We start from the raw sequence: 18,431 nt of genomic DNA, 5'->3' as shown, positions 1-18,431 counted from the left end.
CGCGGCCTCACAAATGGTAGACATCGATGACCTGGCGAACGTAGTCGTTCTTCAGGATCACTTTCTTGGCCTTGATCAGCGGGCTGTCACCGCGCACGTCGAGGGTGTAGAAACTGCTGCCGAAATAGCTGTCGACGGTCTTGTAGCGAAAACTCAGGGTGTGCCAGTTGAAGCGCACCTTGCACAGGCCGTCGTGCTGTTCGAGCAACTCGATGTTGCTGATGTTGTGGGAGGTCCGGGTGTCCGGCACGCTGGCGCTGGAACGTTCGGTCTTGATACGGAAGATGCGGTCTTCAAGGCCGGTGCGGTTGCCGTACCAGATCAGGGAAATTTCCCGCTGCGGGTCTTCGGTCAGTTCGTCGTTGTCGTCCCAGGATGGCATCCAGAAGCTGGCGTCGGCAGCGTACAGCTCCAGCCAGTTGTCCCAGTCCTTGTCGTCGAGGTAGCGCGCTTCGCGGTAGAGAAAGTCGCGCACGGTGTCGTAGGTCACGCTCATGCCAGTTCCTCCACCTTGATCAACGCCGACTGCTCGGCGTCCAGCGCCTTGAGCATGGTTTGCTGCCAATACTTGTGTTGCAGCACGAACAGCCCTTCGTCTTCGGTGCGAACGCCACTGAGCAACGGGTGCAGGTCTATTTCCTTGGCCGCCTCGTCGGCGCCTTCGACCCAGTGTTCGGCGCCACGGGACATGTCGTTCCAGGCGCTGGTGCTGCCCTGGTAGCCCATCTGGCAGGAGCGGAACTCTTCCAGGTCGTCCGGGGTGGCCATGCCGCTGACGTTGAAGAAGTCTTCGTACTGGCGGATCCGGCTCGAGCGCGCGGTGTCGCTCTCCCCTTTGGGGGCGATGCAGTAGATGGTGATTTCGGTGCGGTTGACCGAGATCGGCCGGGCAATGCGGATCTGCGAGCTGAACTGGTCCATCAGGTACACGTTGGGGTACAGGCACAGGTTGCGCGAGTTCTCGATCATCCAGTCGGCGCGCGCCTTGCCGAAGTCCCTGGCCAATTCGTCACGGCGTTCGTACAGCGGACGGTCCTCGGGGTTGGACCAGCGGGTCCAGAGCAGCATGTGGCCCTTGTCGAAGGAGTAGAAGCCGCCGCCCTGCTTGGCCCAGGTGCCGGCGCTCATGGTCGGGTTCTCGTCCCCGCATTCACGCTGCTTGCGCTGGTTCTGGGTGGCTGCGTAGTTCCAGTGCACGGAGCTTACGTGGTAGCCGTCGGCGCCGTTTTCCGCGGTGAGCTTCCAGTTGCCTTCGTAGATGTAGCTGCTGGAGCCGCGCAGCACTTCCAGGCCGTCGGCGGACTGATCGACGATCATGTCGATGATCTTCGCCGATTCCCCCAGGTGCTCGACCAGCGGCACCACATCGGCCTTGAGGCTACCGAACAGGAAGCCACGGTAGGACTCGAAGCGCGCGACTTTGGTCAGGTCGTGGGAGCCTTCACAGTTGAAGCTGGCCGGGTAGCCTGCCGCCGAGGGGTCCTTGACCTTGAGCAACTTGCCGGAGTTGTTGAAGGTCCAGCCATGGAACGGGCAGGTGTAGGACGATTTGTTGCCGGTCTTGTGGCGGCAGAGCATCGCCCCACGGTGGCTGCAGGCGTTGATGAAGGCGTTGAGCTCACCGTCCTTGTTGCGCGCGATGAAGATCGACTGGCGGCCCATGGTGGTGGTGTAGAAATCGTTTTTGTTGGGGATCTGGCTCTCGTGGGCCAGATACAGCCAGTTGCCCTCGAAAATGTGCTGCATTTCAAGATCGAACAGGCGCGGGTCGGTAAACATCTCGCGCTTGCAACGGAAAATACCCTGTTCTTTGTCGTCTTCGAGCAGGGAGTGAAGGTATTCGGGTCGCAGGGACATGGCCGCCGCCTCCATTGTTTTTATTCAGGCAAGGCTCATGCTAGAGCCGGTGCTAGAGGGGCAATAGCCATTGGCTGCAGATCATTATCCGTTTTGTGCAATTGCCCCCATGGCGGTCAATGGCGGCGCTTGAGGGTATCGGAAGGCAATTCGCCGAACTGTTTACGGTAGCTCTCGGAAAACCGCCCCAGGTGCAGGAAGCCGTAGTCCATGGCCAGTTCGGTGACGTTGCGCACCGTGCAGGTGGGGTCGCTGAGGCAGGCGTTGACCCGCTCCAGTTTCTTCTGCCGGATGTAGTTTTTCGGCGTGCAGGCGGCATGCCGTTCGAACAGGCCATACAGCGAGCGCAAGCTCATGCGGGCCTGGCGCGCCAGTTCCTCGCTGCAGATGTCCTGCTTGAGATTGCGCTCGATGTAGTCGGCGATCAGCTCGAAACTCGAGGTCTGGGAACCAAGACCGGCGCGGCTGACGTTGGTTTTCATCAGGCTGAGCATCTTGCTGACGATGATCTGCGCGTAGTGCTCCTGGACCCGGGGCATGCTCTCGGTGGCCTCGGCTTCCTGGCAGACCATGCCCAGCAGATTGACGAAGCCTTCGAGTTCGGCCAGTTGGTAGCGGTTTTCGAGGAAGCGTACGCCCTGCCCCGGATGCAGCCAGCGTTGTTCCTGGCAGACCGACTCGAGCAGGCTGGCGGGCATTTTCAGGATGAATTTTTCGCAATCGTCGGAGTATGTCAGGTCCACCGGATCGTCCGGGTTGATCAGCAGCAATTCACCGGGGGCGAAGTAGTGTTCCTGCTTGTGACCGCGCCACAGGCAGTTGCCCTTGAGCAGTACCTGCAGGTGAAAGATGGTCTCCAGCGCTGGCGAGGTAACCCGCACACTGCCGCCGTAACTGATGCGGCACAGGTCCAGGCTGGCGAATTTGCTGTGATTGAGACTGGCTTGCGGGCTGCCACTCTTGGGCAGGCGGATGCAGTGGTTGCCCACGTGCTGATTGACGTAACCCGACACCGCGTAAGGGTCGGCCTGCGCAAAGACACTGCTGCGCTCACTCAAGAGATGCGCTTGCATAACCGGTCACTCTCATTATTTTTATAGGCTGTGCAGGGCTGCTCGTGGCGCCCTGCTCAGGCAAATCAGGCCTGGGCATTCTAGGCAACTTACCCCACAGCGCAAAGCCACGGGAAAACCGCAGGGTTTTACCGTGGCTCGATTCCCGCGTGGATCAGTCCTCCAGTGCGCGAACCCGCTCGTGACGCTGCTGCTCCTGGGGCTGGGCCGAGGATTGCAGGGTGAAGTCGAACTCGATTTCGGCAAACCGACCGCTCACGCCGTAGGCCGCGGCACGCTGCTGGTCGTCGCTGAAGGTAATCTGGGCGATCAGCTCGTCACGAGTGGCGTAGGCGAAGTCATCGTGCAGGTACTTGTCGCCATCCAGGTTGATCTGGGTGGTCAGGTGGCGATGGTCATCGGCCGAGATGAAGAAGTGAATGTGCGCCGGACGCTGGCCATGCCGGCCCAGTTGATCGAGCAGTTGCTGGGTCGGGCCATCCGGTGGGCAGCCGTAGCCCGACGGTACGATACTGCGAAAACGATAGCGGCCTTCGGCATCGGTGACGATGCGCCGACGCAGGTTGAACTCCGACTGGCTGCCATCGAAATACGAGTAGGTGCCGCCGGTGTTGGCGTGCCAGACGTCAACCACAGCCCCGGCCAGCGGCGTGCCGTCGGTGTTCTTGACCTGGCCCTGCATGAACAGCACCACACCCGGGTCGACGCCGTCATCCAGGCGTGCCTCTGCCTGGGACAGCGGTGCGCCGGCCACGTACAGCGGGCCTTCGATGGTCCGCGGAGTGCCGCCGGCCTTGCCGGCCTGCTCGTCTGCAGCGTCCATCAGCAGGTCCAGATAGTGTTCCAGGCCCAGGCCGGCCACCAGCAGGCCAGCTTCCTGGCGGCTGCCCAGCACGTTGAGGTAGTTGACCGCTTTCCAGAACTCTTCCGGGGTCACGTTGAGGTCTTCGATGATGTTCACCGAATCGCGCAGGATGCGGTAGACCAAGGCCTTGGCACGCGGGTTACCGTCATCGTTGAGCAGGCCGCTGGCTTCTTCGAGAAACTTCTGGGCCGTGGCAGTGTGGGAAATTCTGACGTTCATGATTAATCCTCATCTTGTATTTATTAGAGTACAGAACAGGCAACAGCGGCTCAGCGATCGTCCTCATGAATAGAAGAAGGATGCCTGCACATCGCCGTCACTTCGATAGCCATGTAGGGATACAGCGGCAATTGCATCAGCAGATCGTGCAGTTCTTGCACGCTGTCGACGTCGAACACGCTGTAATTGGCGTACAACCCGGCAATGCGCCACAGGTGCCGCCACTTGCCCTGCTGCTGCAGGCGCTGGGCCAGGGCCTTCTCGTCGGCCTTGAGTTGAGCGGCTCGCTCAGGGTTCATGTCGACCGGCAGGTTCACGGTCATTTTTACGTGGAACAACATGTGCAACTCCTCAGACTAAATGGTGGGCAGGGGCGCTCTTGTCCCGGCGGAAAAACGCCAGGCGCTCTTCGTCCAGGTTCAGGCCCAGGCCCGGCGCCGATGAAACGTGTAGGTGGAAATCGCGGTACACCAGCGGTTCGCTGAGGATGTCTTCGGTCAACAGCAGCGGGCCGAACAACTCGGTGTCCCAGCTCAGTTTGTTCAGGGTCAGGAACGCATGGGCCGAGGCCAGGGTACCGATCCCGCCTTCGAGCATGGTGCCCCCGTACAGGCCGATGCCCGCCGCTTCGGCAATCGCCGCCGTGCGCAACACCGCGCGGGGTCCGCCATTCTTGGCGATTTTCAGGGCGAACACCGAGGCCGCGCCTTCCCGGGCCAGGTTGAACGCGTCCTCGACGCACTCGATCGACTCGTCGGCCATGATCGGCGCCGGGCTCATGGCATTCAGGCGCACCATGCCGGAACGGTTGTTGCGCGAAATCGGCTGTTCGATCAGGTCGATGCCATTGCCGCCGAGAATCCGGCAGGCGCGCAGGGCCACGGCTTCGTCCCACGCCTGATTGACGTCGACCCGCACACTGGCGCGATCGCCCAGGGCTTTCTTGATGGCGATCACATGGGCCAGGTCGCGGTCGACGTCACCGGCGCCGATCTTCAACTTGAAGATCCGGTGCCGACGCAGGTCGAGCATCTGCTCGGCCTCGGCGATGTCCCGGGCGGTATCGCCGCTGGCCAGGGTCCAGGCCACCGGCAGCGAGTCGCGCACCCGGCCACCGAGCAATTCGCTGACCGCCAGCCCCAGGCGCTTGCCCTGAGCGTCGAGCAAGGCAGTTTCGATACCTGACTTGGCAAAGGTGTTGCCGCGAATGCTGCGCTCCAGGCGCAACATCGCCGCGTTGATATTGCTGGCATCCTGGCCCAGCAGCAGCGGGGTGAAATGCTGGTCGATGTTGGTCTTGATGCTGTCCGGGCTTTCATTGCCGTAGGCCAGGCCACCGATGGTGGTCGCCTCGCCTATCCCCTCGATACCGTCCTCGCAGCGTACCCGGATGATCACCAGGGTCTGGTTCTGCATGGTGTGCATCGCCAGCTTGTGTGGGCGGATGGTCGGCAGATCGACGATGATCGTCTCGATCGATTTAATGGCAGCAGCAAGCATGTCGATACCCGTCAGGTTCTTGAAGTTCTGGGATCGATTCTCGTACGGCTTTTTTCTGGGTTCCAATATAGAATTGGTCTGGATCGATACCTTAAAGGTATTCACTCCTGTGGACGGTGGAGGGCTCATGGAGCTGCGTCATTTACGTTACTTCCAGGTGCTGGGGCAAACCCTGAATTTCACCCGCGCCGCCGAGCGCCTGCATATCGCCCAGCCGCCACTGAGCCGGCAGATCCAGCAATTGGAAGATGAACTGGGGGTGGTGCTACTCGAGCGTGGGCGGCCATTGCGCCTGACCGAGGCGGGACGATTTTTCCTCGAGCATTCCACAGCGTTGCTCGAGCAACTGCACAAGGTCTGCGACAACACGCGGCGCATCGGCCTGGGCGAGAAGACCTGGCTGGGCATCGGCTTTGCGCCTTCGACCCTGTATGGCGTGTTGCCCGAGCTGATTCGCCGCCTGCGCAGCAACGAGATCCTGGAACTGGAGCTGGGGCTGTCGGAAATGACCACCCTGCAACAGGTGCAGGCACTCAAGGCCGGGCGGATCGATGTCGGATTCGGGCGGATTCGCATCGACGACCCGGCGATCATCCAGACGGTGCTCAACGAAGACCGCCTGGTCGCCGCCCTGCCCGCTGGCCACCCTCTGCTGGCAAGGCCCATCAGCCTCACCGAACTGGCCGCCGAACCCTTTGTGCTGTACCCGGGCAATCCCCGGCCAAGCTATGCCGATCACGTGATCGCGCTGTTCGAATCCTACGGGGTCAGCATCAAGGTGGCGCAGTGGACCAACGAACTGCAAACGGCGATAGGCCTGGTGGGCGCGGGAATCGGCGTGACGCTGGTACCGGCCTCGGTGCAGTTGCTGCACCGCGACGACATCGGCTTCACTCCACTGCTGGAAAGCAATGCCACCTCGCCGATCATCCTCAGCCAGCGCATCGGCGATGTGTCGCCGGGGCTGAACCATTGCCTGCGGTTGATCGAGCAGTTGCGCAGCGCTTGATCGCTCAAGGCAAACCCGATAGGAACGAGTCGGACGACGCTCCGTCTGCTCGCGATGGCCGTGTGTCAGGCGCCGTCAATGTTGAGTGCGCCGGAGCCATCGCGGGCAAGCCCGCTCCCACAGGCTTTGTGGTGTATGCGGGATCTGTGCGCATCCAAAACCACTGTGGGAGCGAGCTTGCTCGCGATAGCAATGTGCCAAGCACCATCGATGTTGAATGTGCCGACCCCATCGCGAGCAGGCCGCAAGCGGGCGCCCGCTCCCACAAGCCTTACAGATCCTACAGACCTCGGACTTCGTCGACGCCGCGGTTGGCCAATTGGTCGGCACGTTCGTTGCCTGGGTGGCCGATGTGCCCGCGGACCCATTTCCAGGTCACGTTGTGGCGGTTGACCTGCTCGTCCAGCAGTCGCCACAGGTCGGCGTTTTTCACCGGTTCCTTGGCCGCGGTTTTCCAGCCGCGCTTTTTCCAGTTGACCATCCACTCGTTGATGCCTTTCATCACGTACTGCGAGTCCGTCACCAGCAGCACGTCGCAGGAACGCTTGAGCTCTTCCAGGCCGCGAATCGCGCCCATCAGTTCCATGCGGTTGTTGGTGGTATTGGCTTCGCCGCCCCAGAGTTCCTTTTCCACGCCCTTGCAGATCAGCAGTGCGCCCCAGCCGCCGGGGCCAGGGTTGCCTTTGCAGGCGCCGTCGGTGAAGAGTTCTACGCTATCGCTCATGCCAATCTATCCAGAAAATGTCGGTGGCTTGCCGATCAACGACCGACAACGCCTGAGGCCGGGCAAGCCCGGCCGGGAAAATAATGAGGGTGTTACGGATCGCTGTGGCGGCGGTTGACCTTGGCCATCGGCAGTGGAATCAGCTTGCCCATTGGCTCGCGGCGAACCTGACGCACCGGGCGCAGGCCGACTACTATCTTGCGTGCCACCAATAAATAGAAACCACCACCGGATACCTGCCAGTCTCCGGCCTTGCGCTCCCAACCGGCCAAGCGTGTTTGCCAGGCGGGGGATGCGAGCGGCGGACGATAGCACCCGAAGCGGCGTTTCTCCAGCGCGAAGCCCAGCAGGTTGAGCCAGTCGGCAACCCGTGACGGCGAAATACAGCGCGCCTTGCGCAGCCCGTCATGGGCAAACACATGGCGCAGGCCCCAGGTGCTCCAGGGGTTGATACCGATGATCAGCAAATGCCCGCCAGGCCTTACGGCACTGGCCGCTTCGCGCAGCAGGCCATGGGGCGACAGGCAGAAGTCCAGGCCGTGCTGCATCACCACCACGTCGGCGGCGTGTTCGCTGAGGGGCCAGGCCTGTTCTTCGCAGACGATTTCCACCCCCGGCAACGGTGCGCCAAGGCGCACATTACGCTGCACCTGGGGCGCATTGGGTGGAGACTCGGCAGACGGCCCGTAATGCACCAGGTAGCCACCAAAAAAGCGCCCCAACTCGTCTTCGAGCATGCGCCGCTCTTCATTCAGTAGAAATTGCCCCAGGGGACCGGACAGCCACTCGCGGGCCGCGCTGATCAATGCCAGCCAGTCCGGGTCAGCCTGAGCGAACGCTTTATCGGTCATTGCATTCTCCAATGCGCCAGGAAGCTCTAAGATGCACCAATGTTTTCCGCTTGGCGAATCCCGCGATGATACAGATCAGTGCTCTTCCCGCGTTCACCGACAACTACATCTGGTTGTTACAGGATCATCGCAGCCAGTGCTGCGCGGTGGTCGATCCAGGCGATGCCGCGCCGGTCCAGGCCTGGCTGGCCCAACACCCGGAGTGGCGGCTGAGCGAGATTCTGATCACCCACCATCACCATGATCACGTCGGCGGAGTCGAAACCCTGAAGCACGCCACGGGCGCGACGGTCTACGGCCCTGCCAGCGAAAACATTCCCGGGCGCGACGTGGCCCTCAATGACAACGATCGAGTCAGCGTACTCGGTTGGGAGTTTGAGGTGTATGCGGTGCCAGGCCACACCCTGGGCCATATCGCCTATTACCACCACGGCCTGCTGTTCTGTGGCGACACCCTGTTCGCCGCCGGCTGCGGGCGCCTGTTCGAGGGCACGCCGCAGCAAATGCATGACTCCCTCAGCCGCCTCGCCGCCCTGCCCGAGGACACCCTGGTGTATTGCACCCATGAGTACACCCTGAGCAACCTGCGTTTCGCTGTCGCGGTCGAGCCCGACAACCGACATATAGCCGAGCGATTCGAGAAGGTCTCCCAGTTACGCGAAGCCGGACGCATGTCGTTGCCTTCGACCCTGGCGCTGGAAAAGCTGACAAACCCGTTTCTGCGTACTGGCGTAACATCTGTTAAAGAAAAAATAGACGAACGGAATGGCCCCGATAACCGGGCCCCCAGTGAGGTTTTTGCGGCCCTGCGCGCATGGAAAGATAAGTTCTAAGCAGTGCCACCATAGGCCGAAAAATTCTGAATGGTTGACCGCACCCGGTGCGCTTTCTAGAATCGCCCGACATTTTTGCCCGGAACTTACTTCCAGCCAATGTCGTCATCTATTCGTAAATCCATCCATTCAGACGCATTGACCCGCTTGGCTCAAGCCATCGCGGTGGCTGTGTCCGCCACCCTGGCGGGCTGTAGCAGCACCAGTCAGTTGCCGCAAACCGACGCGGCCCACACCTTATCCGTACGCACCAAGCAAAAACCGATCTGGCTCAGCGAGAAGCCCGCCCCGGAAATTCCCCAGGATGTCTGGGAGCGCATGCGCCAGGGCTTCCAGCTGCAAGATGGCCTGGGCGTCAACCCGCGCATCGAGCAACAGCGCTTGTGGTTCGCCAGTAACCCGTCCTACCTGGAAAGTGCCGGCGAGCGCGGCAGCCTGTACATCCACTACATCGTCGAACGCCTCGAAGAACGCAACATGCCGCTGGAACTGGCCCTGCTGCCAGTCATTGAAAGCTCCTACAACCCGATGGCCTACTCGCGTTCCCATGCCGTTGGCCTGTGGCAGTTCATTCCGTCCACCGGGCGTTACTTCAACCTGCGCCAGACCCGCTTCTACGATGGTCGTCGCGACATCACGGCCTCCACCACGGCCGCGATGGACTACCTGACCAAGTTGCACGACATGTTCAACGGCGACTGGCTGCTGGCCCTGGCGGCCTACAACGCCGGCGAAGGCACGGTCAGCCGGGCCATCGAGCGCAACGAAAAGCTCGGCCTGCCCACCGACTACTGGAACCTGCCGTTGCCGGCAGAAACCCAGGCCTACGTGCCCAAGCTGCTGGCCCTCTCGCAAGTGGTCCTGGCGCCCGAAGCCTACGGCGTGAACCTCAATCCGATCGCCAACGAACCCTACTTCGAAGTCGTCGAGATCAACCAGCGCATGGACCTGTCCAAGGTTGCCGCGGTGGCCAACATCGACGAAGACGAACTGTTCCAGCTCAACCCGGCCTTCAAGCAACGCACCACCATCGACGGCCCTCAGCACCTGCTGGTGCCAACGTCCAAGGCGCAACTGCTGACGACCAGCCTGTCGACCATGAAACCCGAAGAGCTGATCAGCAAGCGTTCGCTCAAGCCGGTGTTCGAGGGCGCAGACAGCCCGGCGCTGGCTACGGCCAAGCGTAGCTATCGGGTCAAGCGCGGCGACAACCTGACCTCCATCGCCAAAGCCAACCGGGTCGACGTCAAGGACCTGCAGCGCTGGAACAACTTGACCGGCAAGAACCTCAAGGCCGGCCAGACCCTGGTCATGCAGGACACCCGCAAGCGCAGCACCGGCCGCACCACCACGGTGCTGGCCGCCAACACCAAGAAGCAGACCCAGTACAAGGTCAAGCAAGGCGACTCGCTGTACATGGTAGCCAAGCGCTTCAACGTCGAGATGCAACACCTCAAGCGCTGGAACCCGCGCGTTGGCCAGGCACTCAAGCCTGGGCAGATGCTGACGGTCTCCTCGCCACGCTGAGCCCCCCTGCCTGCGATGGTCGCCAACGATGACGCGTACATCCTGAATCACCGCGTTGTTCTTTAGTGCATCGCTGGCAAGCCAGCTCCCACAGTTTCTACCGCAAACCTTGTGGGAGCTGGCTTGCCAGCGATCGTCGTCAACGATGGCCCGTGTTGCGTGGGAGAACCTTGAACCCTACCTTTTTCCTGCCCATACAAGCTGTTACTGTACGAACCATGTAGCCCAAGCCGCCTGGATCGGATCTCTGACTTGAAGCGTCCCCTGCCCCTGTTCCTGATCAGTCTGGCCTTGAGCTTCCCCGCATGCGCGACGATCAGCGAAAGCCATGGTTATGCGCAGTTCGGCACACTCAAGTACCCGACACGTTTCACCCACTTCGACTGGGTAAACCCGCAAGCGCCCAAGGGCGGTACGTTGCGGCTCATGGCCTTTGGCACGTTCGACACCCTCAATCCCTACACCTTCAAGGGCACCAGCCCGGTCGCCACGGCTAACTTCCTGCAGTACGGAATCAACGAGTTGAACGAACCGTTGATGGTCGGCACCGGCCAGTACGCGCCATCAGGGGACGAACCGGCCTCCAGCTACGGCTTGATCGCCCAGTCCGTCGAGTACAGCGAGGACCGCAGCTGGGTGGTGTTCAACCTGCGGCCCGAAGCACGCTTTCACGATGGCCAGCCGATTACCGCCCGCGACGTGGCCTTTTCCTACCGACTGCTGCTCAAGGAAGGCCATCCGCGCTACCGCACCAGCCTTCAGGAAGTGCAGCGGGTGGATATCCTCAACCCCCTGCGCATCCGCTTCGTGTTCAAGCGGGCGGGCAACCCGTTGCTGATCCTGCGCCTGGGCGAGTTGCCGGTATTGCCCCAGCATTACTGGAAAGGCCGCGATTTCAAGGCCACCACCTTCCAGGCGCCGCTGGGCAGCGGGCCGTACCGCATCACCCGGGTGTCGCCAGGCCGGCAGTTGCTGTTCGAGCGAGTGAAGGATTACTGGGGCAAGGACTTGCCGGTCAATCGCGGCAAATACAACTACGATCGCGTCGAAGTCGAGTTCTATCGCGACAGCGATGTGGCGTTCGAAGCCTTCAAGGCCGGCGAGTTCGACATCTACATCGAGCACCAGGCGAAAAACTGGGCCAATGGCTACAACTTCCCCGCCGTACGCCGTGGCGAGGTGGTCAAGGCGCAGATCGAGCACCAGATCCCGACCCAGACCCAAGGCCTGTTCATGAACACCCGGCGCGCCTCGTTCGCCGACGCCAAGGTGCGCGAAGCCCTGGGCCTGATGTTCGACTTCGAATGGACCAATCGCACCCTGTTCAGCGGCGCCTACAAACGGGCCATGAGTTTCTACCCCAACAGTGAGTTTGCCGCCACCGGCCTGCCGGTGGGTCACGAGTGGCTGATGCTCTCGCCCTATCGCGAGCAGTTGCCCGCCAAGCTGTTCACCGCCCCCTTCAGCCTGCCGCAGACCGATGGCCGCGGGATTCCCCGCGACACCCTGCGCCAGGCCCTTGGCCTGCTCGCCGAGGCCGGCTGGAAGCTCAGCGGCCAGCGCCTGCAGAATGCCGCCGGCCAACCGCTGCGCCTGGAGATCCTGCTGGTCAATCCGAACCTGGAGCGCATTCTCCAGCCCTACACGGAAAACCTCGCCAGCATCGGCATCGACGCCCGCCTGCGCACCGTCGACCGGGCCCAGTACAAACAGCGCCTGGACCAGTTCGATTTCGACATGATCCTGATGACCCTCGACCAGACCCTGAGCCCGGGCCTGGAGCAGTGGCAGTACTTCCACTCCAGCCAGGCCAAGGTCAAGGGCAGCAAGAATTACGCCGGCGTGGCCAACCCGGTGGTCGACCACCTGCTGGAACAACTGCTCGCCGCCCAATCCCGTGACGCGCAACTGGCCGCCGGCAAGGCCCTGGACCGGGTGCTGCTGTGGCAGCACTACATCATTCCCAACTGGTACATCAATTATCATCGCCTGGCGTACCGCAACCGGTTCGCCTTCGTCACCACGCCGCCCTATACGCTGGGGCTCAACGCCTGGTGGCTGAAGACTTCGGAGAAAGCCCAATGATGCCTTTGCGTACCCTGCTGGGCCTGGTCTTCGCAGGACTGGCCTGCGTCGCCCAAGCGGCCCCGCAACATGCCCTGACCCTGTACAACGAGCCACCCAAGTACCCGGCGGACTTCAAGCACTTCGCCTACGTCAATCCCGACGCGCCCAAGGGCGGGATCTTCCGCCAGGCCGGTTTCGGCGGGTTCGACAGCCTCAACCCCTTCATCAGCAAGGGTGTGCCGGCCGACAACATCGACCTGATCTACGACACCCTGGCCCGCCAGAGCCTGGATGAACCCTTCACCGAGTACGGACTGCTGGCCGGCAAGATCGAAAAGGCCCCGGACAACAGCTGGGTGCGTTACTACCTGCGCCCCGAAGCCCGCTTCCATGACGGTCATCCGGTGCGCGCCGAGGACGTGGTCTTCAGCTTCCAGACCCTGATCAAGGACGGCGCGCCCCTGTTCCGCGGCTACTACGGCGACGTGGCAGAAGTGATCGCCGAAGACCCGCTGCGGGTCCTGTTCAAGTTCAAGCACAACAATAACCGCGAGCTGCCACTGATCCTTGGCCAACTGCCGGTGCTGCCCAAGCACTGGTGGCAAAACCGCGACTTCAGCAAGGGCAACCTCGAGGCGCCGTTGGGCAGCGGTCCGTACCAGGTCAGCGAGGTCAAGGCCGGGCGTTCGATCCGTTATCAACGGGTCAAGGACTACTGGGGCAAGGACCTGCCGATCAACCGCGGCTTCTACAATTTCGACACCCTGAGCACCGACTACTACCGCGACAACACGGTGGCACTGGAGGCACTCAAGGCCGGACAGTTCGATTACTGGCTGGAAATGACCGCCAAGAACTGGGCCAACGCCTACAACATTCCCGCCGTCACCGAAGGTCGGCTGATCAAGGAGCAGATCCCCAACGGCAACCCCACCGGCATGCAAGGTTTCGTCTACAACCTGCGCCGTCCGGTGTTCCAGGACGTGCGAGTGCGCCAGGCCCTGAGCCTGCTGCTGGACTTCGAATGGACCAACAAACAACTGTTCAACGGTGCCTACGCCCGCACTCGCAGCTACTTCGAAAATTCGGAAATGGCCGCCAGCGGCCTGCCGGATGCCGAGCAACTGGCGATCCTCGAACCCTTGCGCGGCAAGATCCCCGACCAGGTGTTCAGCCAGCCCTTCGAGAACTCGGTGTGTGACGGCAGCGGCATGATCCGCGCCCAGCAGCGCCAGGCCTACCAACTGCTGCAGGAAGCCGGCTGGCGCATCGTCGACGACAAGATGGTCGACACCACCGGTAAACCGGTGAGCATCGAATTCCTGCTGGCCCAGACCGAATTCGAGCGAGTCCTGCTGCCGTTCAAGCGCAACCTCAGTGACCTGGGGATCGAGCTGGTGATCCGCCGGGTTGACGTGTCCCAGTACATCACCCGCGTGCGCTCACGGGACTTCGACATGGTGGTCGGCAGCTTCCCGCAGTCCAACTCACCGGGCAACGAACAGCGTGAGTTCTGGAAATCGGAAAGTGCCGACAAGCCCGGCAGCCGCAACACCATCGGCCTGAGGGACCCGGCCATCGACCAACTGGTGGAAGAACTGATCAACGCCGATTCACGCCAGAGCCTGGTGGCCCACGCCAGGGCGCTCGACAGAGTGCTGCAATGGGGCTATTACGTGATCCCCAACTGGCACATCAAGACCTGGCGCGTGGCGTATTGGAACCACATCGGCCACCCCAAGATTTCGCCGGCCTATGACATAGGCATCAACACCTGGTGGATCAAGCCCGATGCCAAGCCCGCGATCGAGGTGCTGACCAACGAGCAAACCGAACCTGCAGGCGTGGAGCAATAAGATGCTGGCGTACATATTACGGCGACTGTTGCTGATCATCCCGACCCTGTTCGGCATCCTGTTGATCAACTTCGTGATCATCCAGGCGGCCCCCGGCGGCCCTGTGGAGCAGATGATTGCCAAGCTCGAAGGCTTCGAAGGCGCTACCAGCCGGATTGCCGGTGGCGGCGCGGAAGTCTCGGTGGCCGGCTCCAGCTACCGTGGCGCCCAGGGCCTGGACCCGGCGCTGATCAAGGAAATCGAGCACATGTACGGCTTCGACAAGTCGGCGCCGGAACGCCTGTGGATCATGGTCAAGAACTACGCCCGCCTGGATTTCGGTGAAAGCTTCTTTCGCGACGCCAAGGTCATCGACCTGATCAAGGAAAAGATGCCGGTGTCGATCTCCCTCGGGCTGTGGAGCACCCTGATCATGTACCTGGTGTCGATCCCCCTGGGGATCGCCAAGGCCACCCGCCACGGCAGTCACTTCGATGTCTGGACCAGCTCGGCGATCATCGTCGGCTACGCGATCCCGGCGTTCCTGTTCGCCATCCTGCTGATCGTGGTGTTCGCCGGGGGCAGCTACCTGGACTGGTTCCCCTTACGCGGCCTGACGTCGAACAACTTCGACGAATTGAGCTGGAGTGGCAAGATCCTCGACTACTTCTGGCACCTGGCACTGCCCGTCACGGCGCTGGTGATCGGCAACTTCGCAACCATGACCCTGCTGACCAAGAACAGCTTTCTCGACGAAATCAACAAGCAATATGTGGTCACGGCCCGGGCCAAGGGCCTGACCCGCCATCGGGTGCTCTATGGCCACGTGTTCCGCAACGCCATGCTGCTGGTAATCGCCGGATTCCCCTCGGCCTTCATCGGGATCTTCTTCACCGGCTCCCTGCTGGTGGAGGTGATCTTCTCCCTCGACGGCCTCGGCTTGATGAGTTTCGAGGCGGCGATCAACCGCGACTACCCGGTGGTCTTCGGCACGCTGTTCATCTTCACCTTGCTCGGCCTGGTGGTGAAACTGATCGGCGACCTCACCTACACCCTGGTCGATCCGCGCATCGACTTCGAAACCCGGGAGCATTGAGATGAACCTGTCCCCTCTCAACCGCCGGCGTTTCGAACTGTTCAAGGCCAACAAGCGTGGCTGGTGGTCGCTGTGGCTGTTCCTGATCCTGTTTGGCCTGAGCCTGGGCGCCGAACTGATTGCCAACGACAAGCCGCTGGCGGTGCATTACGACGGCGGATGGTACTTCCCGGCACTCAAGCGCTACCCGGAAACCACCTTCGGCGGCGAGTTCCCGCTGGAAGCCAACTACAAGAGCCCCTACATCCGCGAACTGCTCAAGGCCAAGGACGCCTGGACCCTATGGGCGCCGATCCCCTTCAGCTACCAGAGCATCAACTACGACCTGAAAGTCCCGGCCCCGGCCCCGCCCTCGGCGGATAACCTGCTGGGCACCGATGACCAGGGCCGGGACGTGCTTGCGCGGGTGATCTATGGCTTTCGGGTGTCAGTGCTGTTCGCCCTGACCCTGACCGTGCTCAGCTCGATCATCGGCGTTATCGCCGGGGCCCTGCAGGGTTTTTATGGCGGCTGGGTCGACTTGCTGGGCCAGCGCTTCCTGGAAATCTGGTCGGGGTTGCCGGTGCTGTACCTGCTGATCATCCTCGCCAGCTTCGTGCAGCCCAATTTCTGGTGGCTGCTGGGGATCATGCTGCTGTTTTCCTGGATGAGCCTGGTGGACGTGGTGCGTGCCGAGTTCCTGCGTGGGCGCAACCTGGAGTACGTGCGCGCCGCCCGGGCGCTGGGCATGCAGAACGGGGCGATCATGTTCCGCCATATCCTGCCCAACGCCATGGTCTCGACCATGACCTTCATGCCGTTCATTCTCACGGGCGCCATCGGCACCCTCACCGCCCTGGACTTCCTCGGCTTTGGCCTGCCACCCGGCGCCCCGTCCCTGGGTGAGTTGGTGGCCCAGGGCAAATCCAACCTGCAGGCACCCTGGCTGGGCATCAGTGCCTTTGCCGTGCTGGCGGTGATGCTCAGCCTGCTGGTATTTATCGGCGAGTCCGCTCGCGATGCCTTCGACCCGAGGAAGTGAAATGAATCAGGACAATCTGATCGAAGTGCGCGACCTCAGCGTCGAGTTCGTGGTTGGCGAGCACCAGCAGCGCGTGGTGCAAGGCGTCAGCTTCGACATCAAGCGCGGGGAAACCCTGGCTCTGGTGGGCGAAAGTGGTTCGGGCAAGTCGGTCACGGCGCACTCGATCCTGCGCCTGCTGCCCTACCCCCTCGCTCGTCACCCCACAGGGACCATCCAGTACGCCGGACACGACCTGCTGAGCCTGAAGGAGAAAACCATCCGCCACATCCGCGGTAACCGGATCGCGATGATCTTCCAGGAGCCCATGACCTCGCTGAACCCGCTGCACAGCATCGAGAAGCAGATCAACGAAGTGCTCGGAATCCACAAGGGCCTGACCGGCAAGGTCGCGACCCGGCGCACCCTGGAGCTGCTGGAGCTGGTGGGCATCCCCGAGCCCCACAAGCGCCTCAAGGCCCTGCCCCACGAATTGTCCGGCGGCCAGCGCCAGCGGGTGATGATCGCCATGGCCCTGGCCAACGAGCCGGAATTGCTGATCGCCGACGAACCGACCACCGCGCTGGACGTTACCGTGCAGTTGAAAATCCTCGAATTGCTCAAGGAGTTGCAGGCGCGCCTGGGCATGGCGCTGCTGCTGATCAGCCACGATTTGAACCTGGTGCAAAGAATTGCGCATCGGGTATGTGTCATGCAGCGCGGTTGCATCGTCGAACAGGCATCCTGCGCAGAATTGTTTCGCGCGCCGCAGCATCCGTACACCCGTGAGCTGTTGGCCGCGGAGCCCAGCGGGCGGCCTGCAACCAATGAAATTGGGCCGCCGCTGCTGCAAGTCGAGGACCTGAAAGTCTGGTTCCCGATCAAGAAAGGCTTCTTGCGCAGCACGGTCGATTATGTGAAAGCGGTGGATGGCATCAACTTCAGCCTGCCCCAGGGCCAGACCCTGGGTATTGTCGGCGAGAGTGGTTCGGGGAAATCGACCCTGGGCCTGGCGATTTTGCGCCTGATCGCCAGCAAAGGCGCGATCCGCTTTGCAGGCAAGCAGTTGGACGGCTTGACGCAGCAGCAGGTCAGACCGCTGCGGCGGGAGATGCAGGTGGTCTTCCAGGACCCCTTCGGCAGCCTGAGCCCACGCATGTGCGTGAGCCAGATCGTCGGCGAAGGCTTGCAGATCCACAAGATCGGTACGCAAGCCGAACAGGAGCTGGCTATCATTGCAGCCCTTGAGGAGGTAGGACTGGACCCGGCAACCCGGCACCGCTACCCCCATGAATTTTCCGGCGGGCAACGGCAAAGAATCGCCATTGCCCGGGCTTTAGTGCTAAAACCGGCGTTGATTTTGCTGGACGAGCCGACTTCGGCTCTGGACCGCACCGTGCAACGCCAAGTGGTTGAACTGCTGCGCAGACTGCAAAGCAAGTACAACCTGACGTATCTGTTTATCAGCCATGACCTGGCTGTGGTGAAAGCGCTGAGCCACCAGCTGATGGTGGTCAAGCATGGCCAAGTGGTCGAACAGGGAGACGCGCAAGGTATCTTTGCCGCCCCCCAACATCCGTATACACAGCAGTTGCTGGAAGCCGCTTTCCTGGCACCAGCCACTGCGCAATAACCTGAAAGAGGAGCAACACATGGGTTTTCTCGCCGGTAAGCGCGTACTGATCGTCGGTGTCGCAGCAAGCTGTCCATCGCATCCGGCATCGCTGCCGCCATGCATCGCGAGGGCGCTGAGCTTGCCTTCACTTATCAGAACGACAAACTCAAGGGTCGCGTCGAAGAGTTCGCACAAGGCTGGGGCTCGAGCCCTGAACTGTGCTTCCCGTGCGACGTGGCCAGCGATGAAGAAATCGCCAAGGTCTTCGAAGCACTGAGCAAGAAGTGGGACGGCCTGGACTGCATCGTGCACTCCGTCGGCTTCGCCCCGGGCGACCAACATGACGGCGACTTCACCGAA

16 protein-coding genes and 1 pseudogene are annotated in these 18,431 nt (G+C 61.8%); 9 read left to right on the top strand and 8 right to left on the bottom strand.

Annotation, left to right across the window (positions count from 1 at the left end):
- Window positions 1–7 precede the first annotated feature (7 nt).
- The 6 genes from benB to ACIOVD_RS15555 all read right to left on the bottom strand — a co-directional run bounded on the left by benB (window position 8) and on the right by ACIOVD_RS15555 (window position 5,514).
- Complete coding sequence (benB, locus tag ACIOVD_RS15580; protein ID WP_095168830.1) at window positions 8–496, bottom strand: benzoate 1,2-dioxygenase small subunit; 489 nt, start codon at window positions 494–496, stop codon at window positions 8–10.
- On the bottom strand, window positions 493–1,857 hold the full coding sequence (benA, locus tag ACIOVD_RS15575; RefSeq protein WP_095168896.1) for a benzoate 1,2-dioxygenase large subunit: 1,365 nt from the start codon (window positions 1,855–1,857) through the stop codon (window positions 493–495). Before benA ends, benB begins: the two co-directional genes overlap by 4 nt.
- A 116-nt stretch (window positions 1,858–1,973) precedes the next feature.
- Window positions 1,974–2,930, bottom strand: a complete 957-nt coding sequence (locus tag ACIOVD_RS15570; protein WP_095168831.1) for an AraC family transcriptional regulator — start codon at window positions 2,928–2,930, stop codon at window positions 1,974–1,976.
- A gap of 154 nt (window positions 2,931–3,084) precedes the next feature.
- Window positions 3,085–4,014 (bottom strand): catechol 1,2-dioxygenase, encoded by a 930-nt coding sequence (gene catA, locus ACIOVD_RS15565; RefSeq protein ID WP_095168832.1) that lies wholly within the window; start codon window positions 4,012–4,014, stop codon window positions 3,085–3,087.
- A 50-nt stretch (window positions 4,015–4,064) separates the two neighbouring features.
- A complete protein-coding gene (gene catC, locus ACIOVD_RS15560) occupies window positions 4,065–4,355 on the bottom strand; it encodes a muconolactone Delta-isomerase (RefSeq protein ID WP_159995779.1) in 291 nt (96 codons plus the stop codon).
- Window positions 4,356–4,365: 10 nt separating this feature from the next.
- A complete protein-coding gene (locus ACIOVD_RS15555) occupies window positions 4,366–5,514 on the bottom strand; it encodes a muconate cycloisomerase family protein (protein ID WP_401128854.1) in 1,149 nt (382 codons plus the stop codon).
- Between the two features lie 127 nt (window positions 5,515–5,641).
- Between ACIOVD_RS15555 and ACIOVD_RS15550 the strand changes: the two genes are divergently transcribed.
- Window positions 5,642–6,523: a LysR family transcriptional regulator gene (locus ACIOVD_RS15550; RefSeq protein WP_095168835.1), complete on the top strand. Its 882-nt coding sequence runs from the start codon at window positions 5,642–5,644 to the stop codon at window positions 6,521–6,523.
- A 280-nt stretch (window positions 6,524–6,803) separates the two neighbouring features.
- Here the strand turns inward: ACIOVD_RS15550 and rnhA are convergent, their stop codons facing one another.
- Together rnhA and ACIOVD_RS15540 are read right to left on the bottom strand one after the other, a co-directional pair.
- On the bottom strand, window positions 6,804–7,247 hold the full coding sequence (gene rnhA, locus ACIOVD_RS15545) for a ribonuclease HI (protein ID WP_095168836.1): 444 nt from the start codon (window positions 7,245–7,247) through the stop codon (window positions 6,804–6,806).
- Window positions 7,248–7,339: 92 nt separating this feature from the next.
- Window positions 7,340–8,098, bottom strand: a complete 759-nt coding sequence (locus tag ACIOVD_RS15540; RefSeq protein WP_095168837.1) for a class I SAM-dependent methyltransferase — start codon at window positions 8,096–8,098, stop codon at window positions 7,340–7,342.
- Between the two features lie 65 nt (window positions 8,099–8,163).
- Here ACIOVD_RS15540 and gloB point away from each other — a divergent pair, with 65 nt between their 5' ends.
- The 8 genes and pseudogenes from gloB to fabI form a co-directional block, all read left to right on the top strand.
- Complete coding sequence (gene gloB, locus ACIOVD_RS15535; protein WP_320334561.1) at window positions 8,164–8,931, top strand: hydroxyacylglutathione hydrolase; 768 nt, start codon at window positions 8,164–8,166, stop codon at window positions 8,929–8,931.
- A gap of 99 nt (window positions 8,932–9,030) precedes the next feature.
- A complete protein-coding gene (locus ACIOVD_RS15530; RefSeq protein WP_401128849.1) occupies window positions 9,031–10,458 on the top strand; it encodes a transglycosylase SLT domain-containing protein in 1,428 nt (475 codons plus the stop codon).
- A 252-nt stretch (window positions 10,459–10,710) separates the two neighbouring features.
- Window positions 10,711–12,543 carry an extracellular solute-binding protein gene (locus ACIOVD_RS15525; protein ID WP_320334462.1) on the top strand — a complete coding sequence of 611 codons (1,833 nt, stop codon included), beginning with the start codon at window positions 10,711–10,713 and terminating at the stop codon, window positions 12,541–12,543.
- The gene (locus ACIOVD_RS15520) at window positions 12,540–14,381 is read left to right on the top strand and encodes an extracellular solute-binding protein (protein ID WP_095168841.1); all 1,842 of its coding nucleotides are present in this window, start codon (window positions 12,540–12,542) and stop codon (window positions 14,379–14,381) included. The genes ACIOVD_RS15525 and ACIOVD_RS15520 overlap by 4 nt, the downstream gene beginning before the upstream one ends.
- A gap of 1 nt (window position 14,382) precedes the next feature.
- Window positions 14,383–15,456: a microcin C ABC transporter permease YejB gene (locus tag ACIOVD_RS15515; RefSeq protein WP_095168842.1), complete on the top strand. Its 1,074-nt coding sequence runs from the start codon at window positions 14,383–14,385 to the stop codon at window positions 15,454–15,456.
- Between the two features lies 1 nt (window position 15,457).
- Window positions 15,458–16,477 carry an ABC transporter permease gene (locus ACIOVD_RS15510; RefSeq protein ID WP_095168843.1) on the top strand — a complete coding sequence of 340 codons (1,020 nt, stop codon included), beginning with the start codon at window positions 15,458–15,460 and terminating at the stop codon, window positions 16,475–16,477.
- A gap of 1 nt (window position 16,478) precedes the next feature.
- On the top strand, window positions 16,479–18,089 hold the full coding sequence (locus ACIOVD_RS15505) for an ABC transporter ATP-binding protein (RefSeq protein WP_320334461.1): 1,611 nt from the start codon (window positions 16,479–16,481) through the stop codon (window positions 18,087–18,089).
- A 19-nt stretch (window positions 18,090–18,108) separates the two neighbouring features.
- Window positions 18,109–18,431, top strand: a pseudogene (gene fabI / locus ACIOVD_RS15500) (enoyl-ACP reductase FabI); the annotation flags it as partial.

It is taken from the genome of Pseudomonas sp. NPDC087626 (genome assembly GCF_044743405.1).
Classification (GTDB): Bacteria; Pseudomonadota; Gammaproteobacteria; order Pseudomonadales; family Pseudomonadaceae; genus Aquipseudomonas.
The sequence above is the reverse complement of the archived record's forward strand: the minus strand, read 5'-3'. Positions and strand labels throughout refer to the sequence as shown.

Bases quoted from the DNA above. Each gene is read 5' to 3' on its own strand.
- gloB (WP_320334561.1), top strand. From the start codon at position 8,164: ATGATACAGATCAGTGCTCTTCCCGCGTTCACCGACAACTACATCTGG.
- ACIOVD_RS15570 (WP_095168831.1), bottom strand. From the start codon at position 2,930: ATGCAAGCGCATCTCTTGAGTGAGCGCAGCAGTGTCTTTGCGCAGGCC.
- benA (WP_095168896.1), bottom strand. From the start codon at position 1,857: ATGTCCCTGCGACCCGAATACCTTCACTCCCTGCTCGAAGACGACAAA.
- ACIOVD_RS15555 (WP_401128854.1), bottom strand. From the start codon at position 5,514: ATGCTTGCTGCTGCCATTAAATCGATCGAGACGATCATCGTCGATCTG.
- ACIOVD_RS15550 (WP_095168835.1), top strand. From the start codon at position 5,642: ATGGAGCTGCGTCATTTACGTTACTTCCAGGTGCTGGGGCAAACCCTG.
- ACIOVD_RS15540 (WP_095168837.1), bottom strand. From the start codon at position 8,098: ATGACCGATAAAGCGTTCGCTCAGGCTGACCCGGACTGGCTGGCATTG.
- ACIOVD_RS15505 (WP_320334461.1), top strand. From the start codon at position 16,479: ATGAATCAGGACAATCTGATCGAAGTGCGCGACCTCAGCGTCGAGTTC.
- catA (WP_095168832.1), bottom strand. From the start codon at position 4,014: ATGAACGTCAGAATTTCCCACACTGCCACGGCCCAGAAGTTTCTCGAA.
- catC (WP_159995779.1), bottom strand. From the start codon at position 4,355: ATGTTGTTCCACGTAAAAATGACCGTGAACCTGCCGGTCGACATGAAC.
- ACIOVD_RS15520 (WP_095168841.1), top strand. From the start codon at position 12,540: ATGATGCCTTTGCGTACCCTGCTGGGCCTGGTCTTCGCAGGACTGGCC.
- ACIOVD_RS15510 (WP_095168843.1), top strand. From the start codon at position 15,458: ATGAACCTGTCCCCTCTCAACCGCCGGCGTTTCGAACTGTTCAAGGCC.
- benB (WP_095168830.1), bottom strand. From the start codon at position 496: ATGAGCGTGACCTACGACACCGTGCGCGACTTTCTCTACCGCGAAGCG.
- ACIOVD_RS15515 (WP_095168842.1), top strand. From the start codon at position 14,383: ATGCTGGCGTACATATTACGGCGACTGTTGCTGATCATCCCGACCCTG.
- ACIOVD_RS15530 (WP_401128849.1), top strand. From the start codon at position 9,031: ATGTCGTCATCTATTCGTAAATCCATCCATTCAGACGCATTGACCCGC.
- rnhA (WP_095168836.1), bottom strand. From the start codon at position 7,247: ATGAGCGATAGCGTAGAACTCTTCACCGACGGCGCCTGCAAAGGCAAC.